Consider the following 18,855-nt stretch of genomic DNA (forward strand, 5'->3'; position numbering starts at 1 on the left):
TATACCTTACAATAAAACTGTAGCTATCAATACAACTATTGAGGATGAAAAAAATGACTGAAAATCGTTATGAATTAAATAAGAATTTAGCACAGATGCTTAAAGGTGGCGTCATCATGGATGTTCAAAACCCTGAACAAGCAAGAATTGCTGAGGCTGCAGGTGCGGCAGCAGTTATGGCTTTGGAACGAATCCCAGCTGATATTCGTGCAGCGGGTGGTGTCTCTCGCATGAGTGATCCAAAGATGATTAAGGAAATCCAAGAAGCAGTCAGCATTCCAGTTATGGCTAAGGTTCGAATTGGGCATTTTGTTGAAGCTCAGATTTTAGAAGCTATCGAGATTGACTATATTGATGAGAGCGAAGTTTTATCTCCAGCTGACGATCGTTTCCATGTGGACAAGAAAGAGTTTCAAGTTCCTTTTGTTTGTGGTGCTAAAGACCTAGGAGAAGCCTTGCGTCGTATCGCTGAAGGAGCTTCTATGATCCGTACAAAAGGGGAGCCAGGAACAGGAGACATCGTTCAGGCGGTTCGTCATATGCGTATGATGAATCAAGAAATTCGCCGCATTCAAAACCTCCGTGAGGACGAGTTATATGTTGCTGCAAAAGAACTCCAAGTTCCTGTAGAGTTAGTTCAATATGTCCACGAAAATGGAAAATTACCAGTTGTTAACTTTGCGGCTGGAGGGGTTGCAACACCAGCGGACGCTGCTCTTATGATGCAGTTAGGTGCAGAAGGTGTGTTTGTTGGCTCAGGGATTTTCAAGTCAGGTGATCCTGTTAAACGTGCGGCAGCAATTGTCAAGGCTGTTACCAATTATCAGAATCCTCAAATTCTGGCTCAAATCTCTGAAGATTTGGGAGAAGCTATGGTTGGTATCAATGAGAATGAAATCCAAATTCTCATGGCTGAGCGAGGAAAATAGATGAAAATCGGAATCTTGGCCTTGCAAGGTGCCTTTGTAGAACACGAGAAAATGCTTGCTCAACTAGGAGTTGAAAGTATTGAACTGCGAAACCTAGAAGATTTTCAGCAACACCAGAGTGACCTGTCGGGGTTAATCTTGCCAGGGGGAGAGTCTACAACTATGGGGAAACTGTTGCGAGATCAGCAGATGCTCATTCCTATAAGAGAGGCTATTCTCAATGGTTTACCGGTCTTTGGAACTTGTGCGGGTTTAATTTTGCTAGCAAAACAAATCACTTTTCAAGAGGAAAGCCATCTAGCGACTATGGACATAGTAGTAGAGCGCAATGCCTATGGACGTCAGCTAGGAAGCTTTTATACAGAAGCTGACTGCAAGGGCGTTGGTAAAATTCCAATGACCTTTATCCGTGGCCCGATTATCAGTAGTGTTGGTAACGGTGTTGATGTTCTAGCGATTGTGAACAATCAAATCGTTGCGGCACAAGAAAAGAATATGCTGGTAACCTCCTTTCATCCTGAATTGACAAATGATCTTCGTTTGCATCAGTACTTTATGAATATGTGTAAATAAAAAAAGAGGTTGGGATTTTCCCAACTTCTTTTTTACATGTAATAAACAATAGCAATATATTGGAGAGCAGAGGCTGCTAGAATGAAGAGATGCCAAATCATATGGAAGTATGGTTTCTTTTTAGCATAGAATCCAGCGCCAACTGTATAGCAAAGGCCACCTGATACCATAAGACTCCAAAACATTGGACTTGTCTGACTGATGATTGCTGGTAAGATAGCCAATACAAGCCATCCCATGATGAGGTAAAGGATGAGACTGAATTTTTCATTGACCTTCTTGGCAAAGATTTTATAAAGAATACCGAAAATAGTTGTCCCCCATTGGATAGCAATAATGAGATAACCAAACCAATTATTCATCAGGGTTAAAACCACCGGGGTATAAGAACCTGCAATCGCAACATAAATCATGGAATGGTCGATGATACGAAGCACGTACTTATGAGTTGAACCATAAGCCATAGAATGATAAATGGTAGATGAAAGAAACATGAGAAAGAGGCTGATGATGAAGATGGAAACTCCGATAGACGATAAGAAACCATGTGCCTCATAACTGTAGGTTGATGAAATAGGAAGTAGGATGAGCATGATAAATGCTCCTACAGCATGGGTGACACTGTTGGCAATTTCTTCTCCAAAACTAAGTCGTTTACTAAGTTTGAAACTAGTATTCATTTGTTTCCTCCTTTTCGGTTTCTGTATAGACTAGTGCAAGTGTTTGATGATAGAGTTTGACCGTTTGGCAGCTTGCCTGAATAATGGGATTAGCTGGATCAATATCTTCATTCATATAGTCCACAAAAGCATTGTAAAGTTCTTCTGAATTAGTGTCTGTGTGTAGGGTATTAAGGGTTTGAGCAATTTCTTGGATAGAAAAAACAGACTTGAGAGTGGTAATAGCAATCAATCGTGCGATTTGTTTACGTTGGTATTTTTTCTTTTCGGGTTTACTGATATATCCATGTTTGACATAGTTGTTCACCATGGATGCTGTCAAACCTTTCTCTTTGTCAGGAGAAGCTGGAGGACAGATTTGATTGACATAGAGCAGAACCTGGTCCAGATAGAGATTGATACTTGGAATTTCTTCCCATTTTGGATAGGAAAAAGTGATATTCATTTTCAACTCCTTTTTATCTAGTTTTAATAACTAGATTATAAAATATTAGAAATAATAAGTCAAGCTTCAAGTGCTTGTAGAAAGAAATAATTTATGCTATGATGAGAGAAATAGTATGAAAAGAGGATAAATGATGGAGATTCGCTTAGCCTTTCCAAACGAAGTTGATGCAATTATGCAAGTGATTGAGGGAGCCAAGAAATGTTTGGCAGAAGCTGGTAGCACTCAGTGGCAAAACGGCTACCCAGATGCAGATACCATTATTGAAGATATCATCTCTGGTCAAGCTTATGTAGCCCTAGACGAAGGTGACCTCTTAGCCTATGCAGCAGTGACTAAGAGCCCAGAAAAAGCTTATGAAGCAATTTATGATGGCAACTGGGAGGGAAATGAAGCAGAATACTTAGTATTTCACCGTATTGCTGTTGCTAGAGACGCGCAAGGTCAAGGTGTTGCTCAGACCTTTTTAGAAGGCTTGATTGAAGGCTTCGATTACCTAGATTTTCGTTCAGATACACACGCTAAAAACAAGGCTATGCAGCATATCTTTGAAAAACTTGGCTTCAAACAGGTTGGTAAAGTTCCAGTAGACGGGGAACGCTTGGCCTATCAAAAATTAAAATCAAATGTCTAAGAAGTATGTAAAGATGCTATACAAGTCACCGATTGGTCCCCTATCTCTGGTAGCAGATGACCACTATTTGTTTGGGATATGGATTGAAGAAGAGAGCGATTTTGAGAAGGGATTATCTGAAAATGATGTAACTGTTGTTGAGAGTCATCCCATTTTAAATCAAATTACTTCCTATTTAGAGACTTATTTTAAGGGGCAAGATCAAGACTTATCTGAGATGCCTTTAGCTCCTGTCGGTAGTGACTTTGAAAAAAGAGTCTGGAACTACCTGAGAGGAATTCCTTTTGGTCAGACAGTTACTTATGGGCAAATAGCTAAGGACTTGCAGGTGGCTTCTGCTCAAGCAGTCGGAGGAGCAGTAGGTCGCAATCCCTGGTCTATCCTTGTACCTTGTCACCGTGTGCTAGGTGCTGGAGGACGTCTGACAGGCTACGCTTGGGGACTCGAAAAGAAGGCTTGGCTCTTGAGGCATGAAGGTGCAAGTTATCAAGAAAATAAAAAATAGAAAGAGAAGAAAATGTTAGAATTTATCGAATATCCAAAATGTACAACTTGTAAAAAAGCTAAGAAAGAATTAGATCAACTCGGACTAGAATATAAAGACGTTCATATCGTTGAAGAGACTCCGAGTGAAAAGGTCATTTTAAACTGGCTCGAAACTTCGGGATTTGAATTGAAGCAATTTTTCAATACTAGTGGAATCAAATATCGTGAACTCGGATTGAAAGATAAGGTTGGAACATTGTCAAACAAAGAAGCAGCCAAACTCTTGGTTAGTGATGGTATGCTATTGAAACGTCCAATACTTGTTGAAAATGGTCTTGTAAAACAAATTGGCTACCGTAAGACATACAAGGACTTGGATTTGAATTAGTTTTTTTCTATCTCCTTGATAGATAAAATATATAACCTCCCACTTTTAAAGTATGATAAACTAGAAGGTAGATGAAGTCTGATATGCTCGTAGCAAATATTTTTAATTAGAGCATAAGTATGATAGAATGAATCATTATCTTGAGAGGATGTTTCTATGAATGTTACAACGATTTTAGCATCTGATTGGTATCAAAATTTGATGCAATATATTCCAGATGGCAAACTTTTTAGTTGGCGTTCGGTCTTTGATGGGATTCCAAGAATTGTACAGCAATTACCTACAACATTGATGTTAACGGTATTCGGTGCCTTTTTTGGTATCATGCTAGCCCTAATCTTTGCTATCGTTAAAATCAACCGAGTTAGATTTATATACCCATTACAAGCCTTTTTTGTTAGTTTCCTAAAAGGAACCCCAATTTTAGTTCAACTGATGTTGACCTATTACGGGATTCCATTAGCTCTGAAAGCCTTGAATCAACAATGGGGAACTTCTCTGAACATTAATGCTATTCCAGCAGCAACATTTGCGATTGTGGCTTTTGCTTTTAACGAGGCAGCCTATGCCAGCGAAACTCTTCGTGCGGCAATTCTTTCTGTAAATCCAGGTGAGATTGAAGCTGCTCGTAGTCTTGGTATGACACGTGCGCAAGTTTATCGTCGTGTGATTATTCCCAATGCAGCAGTAGTTGCAACACCAACCTTGATTAACTCCTTGATTGGCTTGACCAAGGGGACTTCCCTAGCCTTCAGTGCAGGTGTTGTAGAAGTCTTTGCTCAAGCTCAGATTTTGGGTGGTGCAGACTATCGTTACTTTGAACGTTTCATCTCAGTAGCTCTCGTCTACTGGGTGGTAAATATCGTTATTGAAAATCTTGGCCGTTTCATTGAAAGAAAAATGGCTATTACAGCACCAGATAATGTTGAGACAGATGTGAAAGGAGAGCTTCGCTAATGATTAAAATTTCAAATTTAAGCAAATCCTTTTCAGGTCAAACTGTTTTGGATCATCTGAATTTAGATATTCAAAAAGGAGAAGTTGTTGCCTTAATTGGTTCTTCAGGAGCTGGGAAATCAACTTTTCTTCGTAGCCTAAACTATCTAGAAACTCCTGATAGTGGAAGTATTCAGATTGATGATTTCAAAGTTGATTTTTCTCAAATTACGCAAGAAGAAATTCTAACTCTTCGTCGTAAATTATCGATGGTTTTCCAACAGTTTAATTTATTTGAGCGTAGAACAGCGCTAGATAATGTTAAAGAAGGCTTGGTGGTAGTTAAAAAATTATCGGACGAAGAAGCGACTGAAATTGCTAAGGAAGAACTAGCTAAGGTTGGGCTTTCTGATCGTGAACAGCATTATCCGCGTCACTTGTCTGGAGGACAAAAACAACGGGTCGCTATAGCTCGTGCTCTAGCCATGAAACCAGACGTCTTACTCTTGGATGAACCGACTTCAGCACTGGACCCAGAATTGGTTGGTGAGGTAGAAAGATCGATTGCTAATGCTGCAAAATCAGGTCAAACTATGGTTTTGGTTAGTCACGATATGTCATTTGTTGCTCAAGTAGCTGATAAGGTTTTATTCTTGGATAAAGGAAAGATTATTGAATCTGGAACACCGGATGAGATTATCAACCATCCTAAAGAAGAACGAACAAAAGAGTTCTTTGCTAGTTACAAACGGACCTATATCTGATATAATAGAAGATAAGAAAAACTCAGTTGGCTAAGCTAACTGGGTTTGCTCTTTAAAAATAATAGAAATGAGAGAGAGCATGCTAGTTCAGCTATTTGCTTTGTATTTAGAGAGTTTGGTTTTGACGATTTTACTAGTCTTGGTTGTCTTAGGGATTTGGATTGGTTTTAGAGCCCTGTCAGGTGTCGATAAAACTGCTAAGGAGCGTCAGGCTCACCTCTATGATATGATTATGATTGGAGTTCTAACAATTCCAGTATTGTCTTTTGCAACCATGAGCATCTTGTTGGTTCTCAAGGCTTAATAGTTGTCAAATAGGATTTTATCCGTTAGAATAAGAATAGTTACAACAAGAAAGAAGGAAATAGAATGTACGATACGATTATTATCGGTGCAGGTCCTGCTGGGATGACTGCAGCCTTGTATGCAGCTCGCAGCAATCTCAAAGTAGCTTTGATTGAAGGTGGCCTTCCTGGCGGTCAGATGAACAACACTTCTGACATTGAAAACTATCCAGGTTATGCTAACATTAGTGGGCCTGAGTTATCGGAAAAGATGTTTGAACCTCTTGAAAATCTAGGTGTTGAACATCTCTATGGCTTTGTAGAAAATATTGAGGACCATGGTGATGTTAAGAAAGTAATCACAGACAATGAAGAATTTGAAACTCGCACAGTTATCGTAGCGACTGGTTCAAAACATCGACTCTTAGGAGTTCCTGGGGAAGAAGAACTGAATAGTCGTGGAGTTTCCTACTGTGCGGTTTGTGATGGAGCCTTTTTCCGTGACCAAGATTTGTTGGTTGTTGGTGGAGGAGATTCGGCTGTTGAAGAAGCAATCTTCTTAACACAGTTCGCCAAATCTGTAACCATCGTTCACCGTCGTGATGAGCTTCGTGCTCAAAAAGTCTTGCAAGACCGCGCCTTTGCCAATGAAAAAATCAACTTCATTTGGAATTCTGTTGTTAAAGAAATCAAAGGTGAAAACCGTGTGGAGTCAGTTGTCATTGAAAATGTTAAAACAAATCAAGTGACTGAACATGCATTTGGAGGTGTCTTCATCTATGTTGGTTTAGATCCAGTTAGCGATTTTACAAAAGATTTACAAATCCAAGATGAGTCAGGTTGGATTGTGACAGATGACCACATGAAGACAAGTGTTGCAGGTGTCTTTGCAGTTGGAGATGTTCGTCAGAAAGACCTTCGCCAAGTTACAACAGCAGTTGGAGATGGTGCGATTGCAGGTCAAGAAGCCTATAAATATATTACTGAACACAGTTAAAAAGGCGGTGGGACAGAAATCGATAGACAAAGTCTCGATTTCGTAGTCCCAGCCCCGCGAGGATGATTAGGAGCTTTTTGGAGTCTAAAAGACGAACAAAAAGTTCAATCAGCTACCGCGTCAAAGTTTGATTGCTAATAAAAAGTGAGGTCGGGATCTTTTGTCCCAACCTCACTTTTTTATAATCGATTGCGGAAGACTTCGTACATAAGAATAGCAGCAGCAACGCTTGCATTGAGACTCTGTACATGTCCATTCATTGGAATAGTGATCATCTCGTCCACTTGCTTTTTGATGTTACTTGAGATACCTTTTCCTTCATTTCCGATAATGAGGGCGACCTTTCCACTGGTGTTCCATTTATGGCAAGGAGTTCCATTCATATCAGTACCAAAGGTCCAAAAGCCCTCTTCTTTAAGTTTATCCAAAGTTTGGCTGAGATTGGTAACGCGAGCGATAGGTACATGCTCGATGGCACCCGTTGCTGTTTTTGCAACTACGGGTGTCACACCAACAGATCGATGCTTGGGAATAATGACTCCTGAAACATTGGTTGCATCGGCTGTTCTTAGGATAGAACCTAAGTTATGAGGGTCAGTTAGTCCATCGAGGATCAATACTAGTGGGTTTTCTTCTTGACGAGTCTGAGCAAGAATCTGCTCAAGTTCAGTATAGGCAAATTCAGAAACACGTAAAACGAAGCCTTGGTGGACAGCTCCTTCAGTCATTTCGGAAAGAGATTTTTTTGAAGTCCAAGAAATGGATACTTTCTTTTCAGTTGCCAGTTCCTTGACTTTTTCTACATTCTTACCTCGTAAATCATCCTGGAGATAGAGTTTGTTTCCAGTATTTGCTAACAGTGCTTCGGTAACGGCGTGAACGCCATAGACAATATCATTTGTTTTCATGGCTCTATTATAACATAAAACCCCGTTGTCGAACGGGATTTTCTTTATTCCAGAATGAGTAAACCTTCTTTGACTGCGAAAGGATTCTTTTCATTGATACGATCATAAAACATAATACCATTTAAGTGGTCGATTTCATGTTGTACAACGATGGAGTTGTAGCCTTTTAGCTTGATGCGATGCTTTTCGCCATCTTTGTCAAAGTAGTCGACAGTTACTCGAGCATGGCGGATAACATAACCTGGGACAGCACGATCGACTGATAGGCAACCTTCTCCCTCTCCTAGAGCAGCGTCTTGGACTGAGTGTGAGACAATCTTAGGATTGTACATAACAGCTTGTAAGTCATAGGCTTCTTGAGGTGTTTCACCTTCCTCGGTGATATTAGGAACTAAAACAGCAATGATGCGTTTTGAGATATCTAATTGTGGTGCAGCAAGTCCGACTCCTCCACGTAGACCTAACTTTTCAGCCATAACTGGGTCTTGTGAATGTTTCAAAAATTGCATCATTTTCTCACCAAGGATGATATCTTGATCGCTCAATGGGAAAGTGACTTCCTCGGCAACTGCACGTAGGGTTGGATTGCCCTCGCGGATAATATCTTTCATATCAATTAAATGTGAAGCTTTTGTAATACGTTCTATAGCAGACATCTTCTCTCCTTCCTTCCATTACAATTCCATGATAACACAAAATAGTTGAGAAAGAAAGTCACAGAAGTTGCTAATAAAGGGAAATAGCTATTTGTCTGTGGTATAATAAGGTAAGGAGACTTGCATCAAAAAGCAAGGAGAAAAGATATGGAAAAACGTAGTAGAAGAAAAAATCATTCAGGATTACCAGTTGTCAGAGAGTCTATCCAATTTTTCAAAAAATATCGACAGTGGAGTAATAAAACCTTTGTTGTTGTGTTGTTGATTGTTGTTGCGATTTCGATGGCTTTGACTTTATTAGCTCAAGGAATTAAGGGAGTTCCATTGTGGAATAGGAATGCAACTGCAGTGAGTCAGAATTCAGACTCTAAAGGTAAGAATTCCGTAACGGAAGAAGAAACGAGTGTGCGCATCATGGCAAATGGTGACCTCCTCTATCATATTCCGATTTATCGAACTGCCCTAAAGGAAGATGGGACTTATGATTTTCATGAAAACTTTGAGTATGTAAAACCTTGGCTCAAACAAGCAGACCTAGTTATTGGTGATTTTGAAGGAACCGTAAATAAAGACCACTATCTTGCAGGTTATCCTTTGTTTAATGCACCTGGAGAAGTCATGGATGCTATAAAGGATGCTGGTTACCAAGTGTTAGACTTGGCTCACAATCATATCTTAGATTCTCAGATTGAGGGAGTTTTTTCAACTGCTGATGCTATCGAAAAAGCTGGAATGACACCAATCGGAGTTTACACCCACGAACCAAGAGATAAGGCGCCTATCGTCATCAAGGAAGTCAAAGGCATAAAAGTTGCTCTCCTAGCTTATTCTTATGGCTTTAACGGTATTGAAGAATACATTTCTAAAGAAGACTATGAGAATCATCTTTCTGACCTCAACGAAGAAAAAATGAAGGCCGAAATTGAAAGGGCTGAAAAAGAAGCAGACATCACAGTCGTCATGCCTCAGATGGGAATTGAGTATCAATTGGAACCAACAGAAGAGCAAAAGGAACTCTACCATAAAATGATTGACTGGGGAGCTGATATTATCTTCGGTGGACACCCTCACGTTGTTGAACCAGCTGAGACAGTTGAAAAAGACGGGGATAAGAAACTTATCATCTATTCTATGGGGAATTTCCTATCGAATCAGCGTATTGAAACCATGCAGGATGAGGAAAATGCCAAATGGACAGAACGTGGCGTTCTCATGGATGTGACCATTAAGAAAAAAGCAGGAAAGACTACAATAGAGACTGCTAAAGCTCATCCTAGCTGGGTTAATAGAACACCAAAAGGAACTTATTCTCCAGAAGGTTATCCACTCTATCTATATCAGACCTATATCTTAGATGATTTCATTGAGGGTGGGAAATATCGTAGCCAGTTAGATGATGAAACCAAGGAACGGATTGATACAGCCTACAAAGAAATGAATGAGCATGTAGGTTTGAAATGGTAGCAATGGAGAGCGATAAGAAAAAGATGGATATTAGAGTAATTGCGACGGACATGGATGGAACCTTGTTGGACCCCAAGGGACAACTGGATCTATCTCGTCTAGAAAAAATTTTGGACAAGCTAGACCAATGTGATATTCGTTTTGTCATTGCAACGGGAAATGAAGTTCATCGTATGAGACAATTACTGGGACATTTAGCAGAGAGAGTGGTTCTCGTAGTTGCTAACGGTGCTCGAATATTCGAGAACAATGAATTGATTCAAGCACAAACTTGGGATGATGCCATGGTTGATAAAGCTTTGGGCCACTTTAAAGGTAGAGAATGTCAGGATCAGTTTGTCGTGACTGCGATGAATGGTGGTTTTGTAAAGAAAGGTACTGTTTTTACAGAACTTGATAAATTTATGACTCCAGAGATGATTGAGAAGCTCTATCAACGATTGAATTTTGTCGATGAATTTGATTCCAGTCTCTTTGGTGGTGTTCTCAAGATGAGCATGGTAGTTGGTGAAGAGCGATTGGATTCGGTTTTACAAGAAGTTAATGATTTGTTTGATGGTCGTGTTCGAGCTGTTTCCAGCGGTTATGGCTGTATTGATATTTTACAAGATGGGATTCATAAAGCGTGGGGGCTAGTAGAATTGCTCAAACGTTGGAACTTAAAACCTGAACAAATCATGGCCTTTGGTGATAGTGAAAATGACATTGAAATGTTAGAGTTGGCAGGAATTTCATACGCTATGGAAAATGCAGAAGAGGCTGTTAAGAGAGTTGCGAAAAAAGTAGCTCCAGCCAACAGTCAGGCAGGTGTTTACCAAGTTTTAGAGAACTGGCTAGAAAGAGGAGAATAACTTGGCAGTACAGCTATTAGAAAACTGGCTCTTAAAAGAGCAAGAGAAAATCCAAACCAAGTATCGTGAACTCAATCAGATTTCGGTAATTGAACCAGATATTATCTTTATTGGAGATTCTATTGTGGAGTATTATCCCTTGCAAGAATTACTAGGGACAACAAAGACCATTGTAAATAGAGGTATTCGAGGCTATCAAACTGGACTTTTACTTGATAACCTTGATGCCCACCTCTACGGTGATGCAGTGGGTCAAATTGTGCTTTTGATTGGGACCAATGATATTGGAAAAGATATTCCAATGAGTCAAGCACTAACCAATCTCGAAAGTGTGATTCAAAGTATTTCTCGTGACTATCCGCTGTCACAGATTAAGCTAGTTTCTATTCTGCCAGTTCATCAAGGGGAAGAATACAAACAGACAGTTTATATTCGTACAAATGAGAAAATCAAGGCCTGGAACCAAGCTTATCAAGAGTTAGCTTTTGCATACATGCAGGTAGAATATGTGTCTGTTTTTGAAGAGCTACTCGATCAGGAAGGGCAACTCAAATCAGACTATACAACAGATGGACTTCACCTTAGCGTTTCTGGCTATCAGGCTCTATCTGAAACCTTGAAAACTAGACTTTTCTAGACATCTACTTGCATTTTTGCTTTTTTAACCTAGATAAGGTATAATATCTTTATAGTCTTTGGGGTCGTTACGGATTCGACAGGCATTATGAGGCATATTTTGCGACTCGTGTGGCGACGTAAACGCTCAGTTAAATATAACTGCAAAAAATAACACTTCTTACGCTCTAGCTGCCTAAAAACCAGCAGGCGTGACCCGATTCGGATTGCTCGTGTCTGATGACAGGTCTTATTATTAGCGAGATACGATCAAACTTTGTCTAGCAGTTTGATAAGAGATTGATAGACTCGCAGTTCCTAGGCTTGAGTTATGTGTCGAGGAGCTGTTAAAACAATACATAACCTATGGTTGTAGACAAATATGTTAGCAGGTGTTTGGACGTGGGTTCGACTCCCACCGGCTCCATTCTGCAAAGTTTCATCAAGTAAGATACAAGTATCGCAGGAGAATTACTCAAGAGGCTGAAGAGGACGGTTTGCTAAATCGTTAGGTCGGGTAACCGGCGCGGGGGTTCGAATCCCCCATTCTCCGTTAGAATAACGTTATGTTTTTCTAAACCATACCCTTGGAGTAAGATTCCAAGAGTAAATATTATACATTGAGGTATATTATGAAGAAGATTAAACTACTCAGTATCTTGGCACTTTCAACATTGGCCTTGGGTGCATGTTCTTTAACGTCTAAAAAATCAGAGTCTGCTTCTGCAACTACTGAGCAAACAACAGAAGAACCTAAAAAGGAATCAGTAGAAGACAAAGTTACAAAAGATGCGGAAGTTCTTTTAGATTCAGTTCTTACATCAGACTCTGCTCGGTTCAAGAAGGTTTATGGTGAAACCTATGAAAAATGGACTGACGCCGTAATTGCAGTACAAACAAGTGAAAAAATTAAAGATGATGGTCTTACACCAGCATCTACATACTCAGTACAATGGCACCAAGATTTTCCTGTAGAGACACCTGAAGAAACAATTTCAGGTTTCTTAAAACAAAGACGTAAAATGTTCCAAGAAATCGGTTCATATACAATTAAAGACGTGAAGGTTGATGAATCAGGTGACTCAGCAACTGTAACATTTAACTCTAAGAAGTTGCACTCTAAAGGTTTGGCATCATCTACAAGGGATGTACTTACTACTTTGATTGGTGGAATTGATAACTTAGGTAAGTATAACAAAGCTGGTGCAGATGCTGACGTTAAACGTTACCAAACACTTATTTCTTATTGGATTTTTGAACATCTTTTCAGAAAAGATTTCAGTACTTATAATGATGTAGATCCTAACCTTGCTCAAACACCTTTCACTACTGGAGATTTTGACACAGAAATCAAATTGACAAAAGATAAGGATGGAAATTGGCTTATTTCTCAAGAAGACTATCGTACTCTTGCAACTGAGTTGATTGACAATACTGAAGGTTACGATAAAATCGTTCGTGGGAACTCAGCAAAATCTACAGATAAGTCTAAAGATGCAGACAAATCTAAAGATGCCGACAAATCTAAAGACGCCGATAAATCCAAAGACAAAGATAAATCAAAAGAAAAAAGTAACGTCTAAAACTTAAGATTTTAATGATAACAAGTAGTTCATGTGAGCTACTTGTTTTTGATTATGGCAGAGATTAAACAAAACTAAGGAAACTTATTTTGAGACGTGATCTGATCTTTTTCTAAAATAGCCTGTCCAAGTCCCGAATTTTCTTAAGTTTTTATCATATTTTGTGTTATAATTAAGGTGCCTTAAGAAAAATAATGAAAATGATTGGAGATTTTTACATTCATTTTCAGTATCTTGTAATTTTAGATTATCTTTTAGTAATGATAAGCGATGAAAGGGTAGGTTTAGAAAGAGGTAAAGAGCAATGTCATCTCATAAAAAGGTTTCACTTTCTGAGATTAATCAGTCCATCGAGACTCCCAATAATAATCATTTCTGGCAAAATTTAAAGGCTTTTTTAGGTCCGGGTGCTCTTGTCGCAGTTGGTTATATGGATCCAGGAAACTGGATAACCAGTGTAGTCGGTGGTGCTTCCTATAAATACAGTCTCTTGTTTGTTATCTTGATTTCATCTCTCATTGCCATGCAACTTCAGCAGATGGCAGGAAAGCTAGGGATTGTAACCCAGATGGACCTGGCTCAAGCAACAGCTCATCACTCACCAAAATGGCTTCGTTATAGTCTATGGGTGATTTTGGAGTTGGCCTTGATGGCGACAGACCTGGCAGAAGTTCTAGGTTCAGCCATTGCTCTCAATCTTCTCTTTAAGATTCCGATTATGATAGCCATCCTTTTGACGGTTCTAGATGTCTTTCTCTTATTGCTTTTGATGAAATTTGGCTTTAAGAAGATAGAAGCTATTGTGACAACACTGATTTTAACGATTCTAGCAATCTTTACTTACCTAGTAGCCTTGTCACATCCAAGTTTCCAAGGAATCGTTGAAGGTTATCTGCCAAATGCAACCTTATTTGAGAGTCCTTTGCCAGGACATGAAAGTCAATTAACTTTAGCTCTGGGGATTGTAGGTGCAACTGTTATGCCCCACAACCTCTATTTGCATTCTTCCTTGTCTCAAACTCGGAAAATTAATCACAAGGACAAGGATGATGTTCGAAAAGCGGTGCGCTTTATGACCTGGGATTCAAATCTTCAATTGTCCTTGGCCTTTATCGTTAACTCCCTCCTTTTGATCTTAGGAGCAGCCCTCTTTTTCGGCCATGCATCCGAGATTTCTGCCTTTTCTCAAATGTATAACGCCCTGCAGGATTCTACCATTGCAGGAGCTATAGCTAGCTCAACCTTATCAACCTTGTTTGCCTTGGCCCTATTAGCCAGTGGTCAGAATTCGACTATCACGGGTACCTTGACTGGACAAATCGTTATGGAAGGTTTCTTGCATATGAGATTGCCTCAGTGGTTCATTCGTTTGGCAACTCGTCTCTTTGCCTTGTTGCCTGTCATGATTGTAGCGGTTGTGTTTGGTCATCAGGAAAAAACCTTGGATCAGTTATTGGTCTATTCGCAGGTCTTTCTTTCAATCGCTCTTCCGTTTTCAATCTTCCCTTTGATTTATCTGACTTCTAAGAAATCACTGATGGGCGAATTTACCAATGCTAAATGGAATACCATACTTGGTTATATTGTTTCCATTATCTTAACAATTCTCAATGTGAAATTGTTATTTGATATTTTCTAAGAAATTCACCCAAGTTAGAAAACAAACATATAAGAAAAAAGATACCCAAGATTTCTTGGGTATCTTTTTTGAAAATAAACGGAAGACATGGGATTCGAACCCACGCACGCTTTAACACGCCTACCGCGTTTCCAACACGGCCTCTTAAGCCTCTTGAGTAATCTTCCATTGTTTACTAACCTAGTCTACCATAAAGCCTTCTTTCTTGCAAATTTATTTAAAATTAAGGAGTTGGTGATAGAAAATGAAAGAAAGTGATAAAAAATGCTTGACTTTGATTTTTTTTATGATAGAATGAATAATGTAATCGTTAACAGGAGGTAAACTAATGCTAAAAAGTGAACGAAAACAGTTGATTTTAGAAGAATTGAGTAAGCATAAAATCGTCTCTCTAGAGAAATTGGTAGGCTTGTTAGATACTTCAGAATCAACAGTTAGACGTGATTTAGATGAATTGGAGTCTGAAAATAAACTTCGTCGAGTGCATGGAGGAGCAGAGTTGCCTCACTCCTTGCAAGAAGAAGAAACCATTCAAGAAAAATCTGTCAAAAACCTTCAAGAGAAAAAGTTGATTGCTCAAAGAGCATCTTCTCTCATCAAAGAAAAAGATGTTATCTTTGTGGATGCAGGAAGTACGACAGCCTTTCTCATTAAAGAATTGGAGCGAAAAGACATTACAGTGGTAACCAATTCTATTCACCATGCGGTTCAATTAGTGGATAAGCAAATCCCAACAGTCATTATTGGTGGTGGAGTCAAGATGACAACTGATGCCAGTATTGGAGGAGTAGCTCTCAATCAGATTAACCAACTGCACTTTGACCGTGCCTTTATTGGAATGAACGGTGTGGATGAAGGTTACTTTACCACTCCGGATATGGAGGAGGGCGCTGTCAAGCGAGCTATTTTAGAGAATGCTAAACAGACCTATGTCTTGGCAGATTCATCCAAGATTGGTCAGTCTTGTTTCGCTAAGGTAGCTCCTATAAAACGTGCTATTGTCATTACAAGCAAGGGTCACGAGCTCTTGTCAGCTATCAAAGAGAAAACGGAGGTAATAGAAGTATGATTTATACAGTCACACTCAATCCATCTATAGACTACATTGTCCGTTTGGACAAAGTGGAAGTTGGTAGTGTTAATCGTATGGATAGTGATGATAAGTTTGCTGGCGGTAAAGGTATCAATGTTAGCCGTGTCTTGAAGCGTTTGGATATTCCAAATACAGCGACAGGTTTCATCGGAGGCTTTACTGGAAAATTTATCACAGATACTTTAGCTGAAGAACAAATTGAAACGCAATTTGTCCAAGTGGCAGAAGATACGCGTATCAATGTCAAAATCAAAGCAGACCAAGAAACTGAAATCAATGGGACAGGTCCTAATGTTGAGCCCGAACAACTTGAAGAGTTAAAAGCCATTCTTTCAAGTCTGACAGCAGAAGATACAGTTGTCTTTGCGGGTTCGAGTGCTAAAAACTTGGGTAATGTAATTTACAAAGAATTAATTGCTTTGACGCGTCAGACAGGCGCTCAAGTAGTCTGTGACTTTGAAGGTCAGACCTTAATTGATAGTTTGGATTATCAACCACTTTTAGTCAAACCAAATAATCATGAACTGGGAGCTATCTTTGGAGTGAAACTCGAAAACTTAGATGAGATAGAGAAATACGCTCGAGAGTTATTGGCTAAGGGTGCTCAAAACGTTATTATCTCTATGGCTGGTGATGGTGCCCTTCTGGTAACATCAGATGGAGCATACTTTGCTAAACCGATTAAGGGAACCGTTAAAAACTCAGTGGGTGCTGGTGACTCTATGGTTGCTGGATTTACTGGTGAGTTTGTCAAATCAAAAGACGCAGTAGAAGCCTTCAAATGGGGTGTGGCTTGTGGAACAGCAACTACATTTTCAGATGATTTAGCAACTGCAGCATTTATTAAAGAAACTTATGAAAAAGTTGAGGTAGAAAAAAGATGAAAATTCAAGATTTATTGAGAAAAGATGTGATGTTGCTTGATTTGCAAGCAACTGAAAAAACAGCAGCTATCGAAGAAATGATTCATAGCTTGGTTGAACACGGATACGTGACAGATTTTGAAACCTTTAAAGAAGGAATCTTAGCGCGTGAAGCTTTGACTTCTACAGGCTTGGGCGACGGTATCGCTATGCCACACAGCAAAAATGCTGCTGTTAAGGAAGCGACTGTTCTCTTTGCTAAGTCAAACAAGGGTGTTGACTACGAGAGCTTAGATGGACGAGCAACTGACCTCTTCTTTATGATTGCTGCTCCAGAAGGTGCCAATGATACTCACTTGGCTGCCTTGGCAGAATTGTCACAATATTTGATGAAAGACGGATTTGCTGATAAACTTCGTCAAGTAACATCAGCGGATCAAGTCATTGAACTCTTTGACCAAGCTTCAGAAAAAGCTCAAGAACCAGTTCAAGCTCCTGTAAATGAATCTGGTGACTTTATCGTAGCAGTTACAGCTTGTACAACAGGAATTGCCCACACATACATGGCCCAAGAAGCTCTTCAAAAAGTGGCTGCGGAAATGGGTGTTGGTATCAAGGTTGAAACTAACGGTGCAAGTGGTGTAGGCAACAAATTAACAGCAGAAGATATCCGCAATGCCAAAGCTGTTATCATTGCTGCAGATAAAGCAGTTGAGATGGATCGTTTCGATGGTAAACCATTGGTAAACCGTCCGGTTGCAGATGGTATTCGTAAGACAGAAGAATTGATCAACTTGGCTCTTTCAGGGAATACTGAAGTCTATCGTGCTGCTAATGGAGCGCAAGCTTCAACAGCATCTAATGAAAAACAAAGTCTAGGTGGTGCCTTCTACAAACACTTGATGAGTGGTGTATCACAAATGTTGCCATTCGTTATTGGTGGTGGTATCATGATTGCCCTCGCCTTCTTGATTGATGGTGCTTTGGGGGTTCCAAATGAGAGCCTTGGAAATCTTGGTTCTTACCATGAGCTAGCTTCTATGTTCATGAAAATTGGTGGTTCTGCCTTTGGTTTAATGCTTCCAGTATTTGCAGGATATGTTGCTTACTCAATCGCTGAAAAACCAGGTTTGGTAGCCGGTTTCGTAGCTGGTGCTATCGCTAAAGAAGGTTATGCCTTTGGTAAAATCCCTTATGCTCAGGGTGGTGAAGCAACTTCAGCCCTTGCAGGGGTATCATCAGGTTTCCTTGGAGCCCTCGTAGGTGGATTTATCGCAGGTGCCTTGGTGCTCTTGGTTAAGAAATACGTGAAGGTTCCTCGCTCACTTGAAGGCGCTAAATCAATCCTTCTCTTGCCACTTTTTGGAACAATCTTGACAGGTTTTGTCATGCTAGCTGTTAATATCCCAATGGCCGCAATCAATACTGGTATGAATAACTTCCTTGGTGGTCTTGAAGGTGGATCAGCTGTCCTTCTTGGAGTCGTTCTTGGAGGAATGATGGCTGTCGATATGGGCGGCCCTGTCAATAAAGCAGCCTACGTCTTTGGTACTGGTACTCTTGCAGCAACAGTTGCAACAGGTGGTTCAGTAGCCATGGCAGCAGTTATGGCTGGAGGAATGGTTCCACCGCTTGCAATTTTTGTGGCAACACTTCTCTTCAAGAATAAATTTACCAAAGAAGAACGTAACTCTGGTTTGACGAACATCGTTATGGGCTTGTCATTCATCACTGAAGGTGCAATTCCATTTGGTGCAGCAGACCCAGCTCGTGCAATCCCAAGCTTCATCCTTGGTTCAGCAGTAGCAGGTGGACTCGTTGGTCTTGCAAATATCAAACTCATGGCTCCTCACGGAGGAATCTTCGTTATCGCCCTTACTTCAAATGCTCTTCTTTACCTTGTCTTTGTCTTGGTAGGAGCAATTGTCAGTGGTGTAGTTTACGGTTACCTTCGTAAACCATTAGAAAAATAATCACAAACACATTCAAATGACTGTGCACGAAAGTGGGCAGTCATTTTTTTAACCTCTCGAAAAGTTTCTGAAATATGATATAATAGAAGCATGG

The 18,855-nt window shown here is 39.9% G+C and carries 21 protein-coding genes, 2 tRNA genes and 1 other RNA gene; 19 read left to right on the forward strand and 5 right to left on the reverse strand.

Going from position 1 to position 18,855, the window contains the following annotated elements:
- The first annotated feature begins 53 nt into the window (after positions 1–53).
- Complete coding sequence (gene pdxS / locus O3643_RS06510; RefSeq protein ID WP_004253907.1) at positions 54–929, forward strand: pyridoxal 5'-phosphate synthase lyase subunit PdxS; 876 nt, start codon at positions 54–56, stop codon at positions 927–929.
- Positions 930–1,502, forward strand: a complete 573-nt coding sequence (pdxT, locus tag O3643_RS06515) for a pyridoxal 5'-phosphate synthase glutaminase subunit PdxT (RefSeq protein ID WP_371500678.1) — start codon at positions 930–932, stop codon at positions 1,500–1,502.
- Between the two features lie 32 nt (positions 1,503–1,534).
- Here the strand turns inward: pdxT and O3643_RS06520 are convergent, their stop codons facing one another.
- Together O3643_RS06520 and O3643_RS06525 are read right to left on the reverse strand one after the other, a co-directional pair.
- Positions 1,535–2,182: a hemolysin III family protein gene (locus tag O3643_RS06520; RefSeq protein ID WP_371500680.1), complete on the reverse strand. Its 648-nt coding sequence runs from the start codon at positions 2,180–2,182 to the stop codon at positions 1,535–1,537.
- Positions 2,172–2,627, reverse strand: coding sequence for a DUF1836 domain-containing protein (locus O3643_RS06525; protein ID WP_314945443.1), 456 nt, complete (start codon positions 2,625–2,627; stop codon positions 2,172–2,174). The genes O3643_RS06520 and O3643_RS06525 overlap by 11 nt, the downstream gene beginning before the upstream one ends.
- 133 nt (positions 2,628–2,760) lie before the next feature.
- On the opposite strand from O3643_RS06525, the gene O3643_RS06530 reads away from it, so the two are divergent.
- The 7 genes from O3643_RS06530 to trxB all read left to right on the forward strand — a co-directional run bounded on the left by O3643_RS06530 (position 2,761) and on the right by trxB (position 7,116).
- Positions 2,761–3,261, forward strand: coding sequence for an N-acetyltransferase family protein (locus O3643_RS06530; RefSeq protein ID WP_371500759.1), 501 nt, complete (start codon positions 2,761–2,763; stop codon positions 3,259–3,261).
- Between the two features lie 13 nt (positions 3,262–3,274).
- On the forward strand, positions 3,275–3,766 hold the full coding sequence (locus O3643_RS06535; RefSeq protein ID WP_247913006.1) for a methylated-DNA--[protein]-cysteine S-methyltransferase: 492 nt from the start codon (positions 3,275–3,277) through the stop codon (positions 3,764–3,766).
- A 12-nt stretch (positions 3,767–3,778) separates the two neighbouring features.
- Positions 3,779–4,135 carry a Spx/MgsR family RNA polymerase-binding regulatory protein gene (locus O3643_RS06540; protein ID WP_371500682.1) on the forward strand — a complete coding sequence of 119 codons (357 nt, stop codon included), beginning with the start codon at positions 3,779–3,781 and terminating at the stop codon, positions 4,133–4,135.
- Between the two features lie 156 nt (positions 4,136–4,291).
- Positions 4,292–5,092, forward strand: a complete 801-nt coding sequence (locus O3643_RS06545) for an amino acid ABC transporter permease (RefSeq protein ID WP_004253929.1) — start codon at positions 4,292–4,294, stop codon at positions 5,090–5,092.
- Complete coding sequence (locus O3643_RS06550; RefSeq protein ID WP_004253930.1) at positions 5,092–5,835, forward strand: amino acid ABC transporter ATP-binding protein; 744 nt, start codon at positions 5,092–5,094, stop codon at positions 5,833–5,835. The genes O3643_RS06545 and O3643_RS06550 overlap by 1 nt, the downstream gene beginning before the upstream one ends.
- A 79-nt stretch (positions 5,836–5,914) precedes the next feature.
- Positions 5,915–6,139: a DUF4059 family protein gene (locus O3643_RS06555; RefSeq protein WP_004253933.1), complete on the forward strand. Its 225-nt coding sequence runs from the start codon at positions 5,915–5,917 to the stop codon at positions 6,137–6,139.
- 65 nt (positions 6,140–6,204) lie between these two features.
- A complete protein-coding gene (gene trxB, locus O3643_RS06560; RefSeq protein WP_371500686.1) occupies positions 6,205–7,116 on the forward strand; it encodes a thioredoxin-disulfide reductase in 912 nt (303 codons plus the stop codon).
- 179 nt (positions 7,117–7,295) lie between these two features.
- Here the strand turns inward: trxB and rlmB are convergent, their stop codons facing one another.
- Positions 7,296–8,024, reverse strand: a complete 729-nt coding sequence (gene rlmB, locus O3643_RS06565) for a 23S rRNA (guanosine(2251)-2'-O)-methyltransferase RlmB (protein WP_371500688.1) — start codon at positions 8,022–8,024, stop codon at positions 7,296–7,298.
- Positions 8,025–8,068: 44 nt separating this feature from the next.
- Entirely contained in the window at positions 8,069–8,680 is a 612-nt protein-coding gene (def, locus tag O3643_RS06570; RefSeq protein WP_371500690.1) for a peptide deformylase, read from the reverse strand.
- 147 nt (positions 8,681–8,827) lie between these two features.
- Here def and O3643_RS06575 point away from each other — a divergent pair, with 147 nt between their 5' ends.
- The 7 genes from O3643_RS06575 to O3643_RS06605 all read left to right on the forward strand — a co-directional run bounded on the left by O3643_RS06575 (position 8,828) and on the right by O3643_RS06605 (position 14,832).
- Positions 8,828–10,144: a CapA family protein gene (locus tag O3643_RS06575; protein ID WP_371500692.1), complete on the forward strand. Its 1,317-nt coding sequence runs from the start codon at positions 8,828–8,830 to the stop codon at positions 10,142–10,144.
- Positions 10,145–10,167: 23 nt separating this feature from the next.
- A complete protein-coding gene (locus tag O3643_RS06580) occupies positions 10,168–10,995 on the forward strand; it encodes a Cof-type HAD-IIB family hydrolase (RefSeq protein ID WP_371500694.1) in 828 nt (275 codons plus the stop codon).
- Between the two features lies 1 nt (position 10,996).
- Complete coding sequence (locus tag O3643_RS06585; protein ID WP_371500696.1) at positions 10,997–11,632, forward strand: SGNH/GDSL hydrolase family protein; 636 nt, start codon at positions 10,997–10,999, stop codon at positions 11,630–11,632.
- A 60-nt stretch (positions 11,633–11,692) separates the two neighbouring features.
- Positions 11,693–12,040, forward strand: a transfer-messenger RNA (tmRNA) gene (ssrA, locus tag O3643_RS06590).
- Positions 12,041–12,075: 35 nt separating this feature from the next.
- Positions 12,076–12,163, forward strand: a tRNA-Ser gene (locus O3643_RS06595).
- Between the two features lie 79 nt (positions 12,164–12,242).
- Positions 12,243–13,193, forward strand: a complete 951-nt coding sequence (locus tag O3643_RS06600) for a hypothetical protein (RefSeq protein WP_371500698.1) — start codon at positions 12,243–12,245, stop codon at positions 13,191–13,193.
- Between the two features lie 304 nt (positions 13,194–13,497).
- Positions 13,498–14,832 (forward strand): Nramp family divalent metal transporter, encoded by a 1,335-nt coding sequence (locus O3643_RS06605; RefSeq protein WP_371500700.1) that lies wholly within the window; start codon positions 13,498–13,500, stop codon positions 14,830–14,832.
- A 79-nt stretch (positions 14,833–14,911) separates the two neighbouring features.
- Here O3643_RS06605 and O3643_RS06610 read toward each other — a convergent pair.
- Positions 14,912–14,999 (reverse strand) — tRNA-Ser (locus tag O3643_RS06610).
- A 161-nt stretch (positions 15,000–15,160) separates the two neighbouring features.
- Here O3643_RS06610 and O3643_RS06615 point away from each other — a divergent pair.
- Genes O3643_RS06615 through O3643_RS06625 form a run of 3 tightly spaced genes read left to right on the forward strand, consistent with a single transcriptional unit; the run spans position 15,161 to position 18,761 of the window.
- Positions 15,161–15,901, forward strand: a complete 741-nt coding sequence (locus O3643_RS06615; RefSeq protein ID WP_371500702.1) for a DeoR/GlpR family DNA-binding transcription regulator — start codon at positions 15,161–15,163, stop codon at positions 15,899–15,901.
- Entirely contained in the window at positions 15,898–16,809 is a 912-nt protein-coding gene (gene pfkB / locus O3643_RS06620) for a 1-phosphofructokinase (RefSeq protein ID WP_371500704.1), read from the forward strand. Before O3643_RS06615 ends, pfkB begins: the two co-directional genes overlap by 4 nt.
- Positions 16,806–18,761, forward strand: coding sequence for a fructose-specific PTS transporter subunit EIIC (locus tag O3643_RS06625; RefSeq protein ID WP_371500706.1), 1,956 nt, complete (start codon positions 16,806–16,808; stop codon positions 18,759–18,761). Before pfkB ends, O3643_RS06625 begins: the two co-directional genes overlap by 4 nt.
- Positions 18,762–18,855: the final 94 nt, after the last annotated feature.

Source organism: Streptococcus sp. 20925_1_44, from assembly GCF_041432435.1.
Taxonomy (GTDB): Bacteria; Bacillota; Bacilli; order Lactobacillales; family Streptococcaceae; genus Streptococcus; species Streptococcus infantis.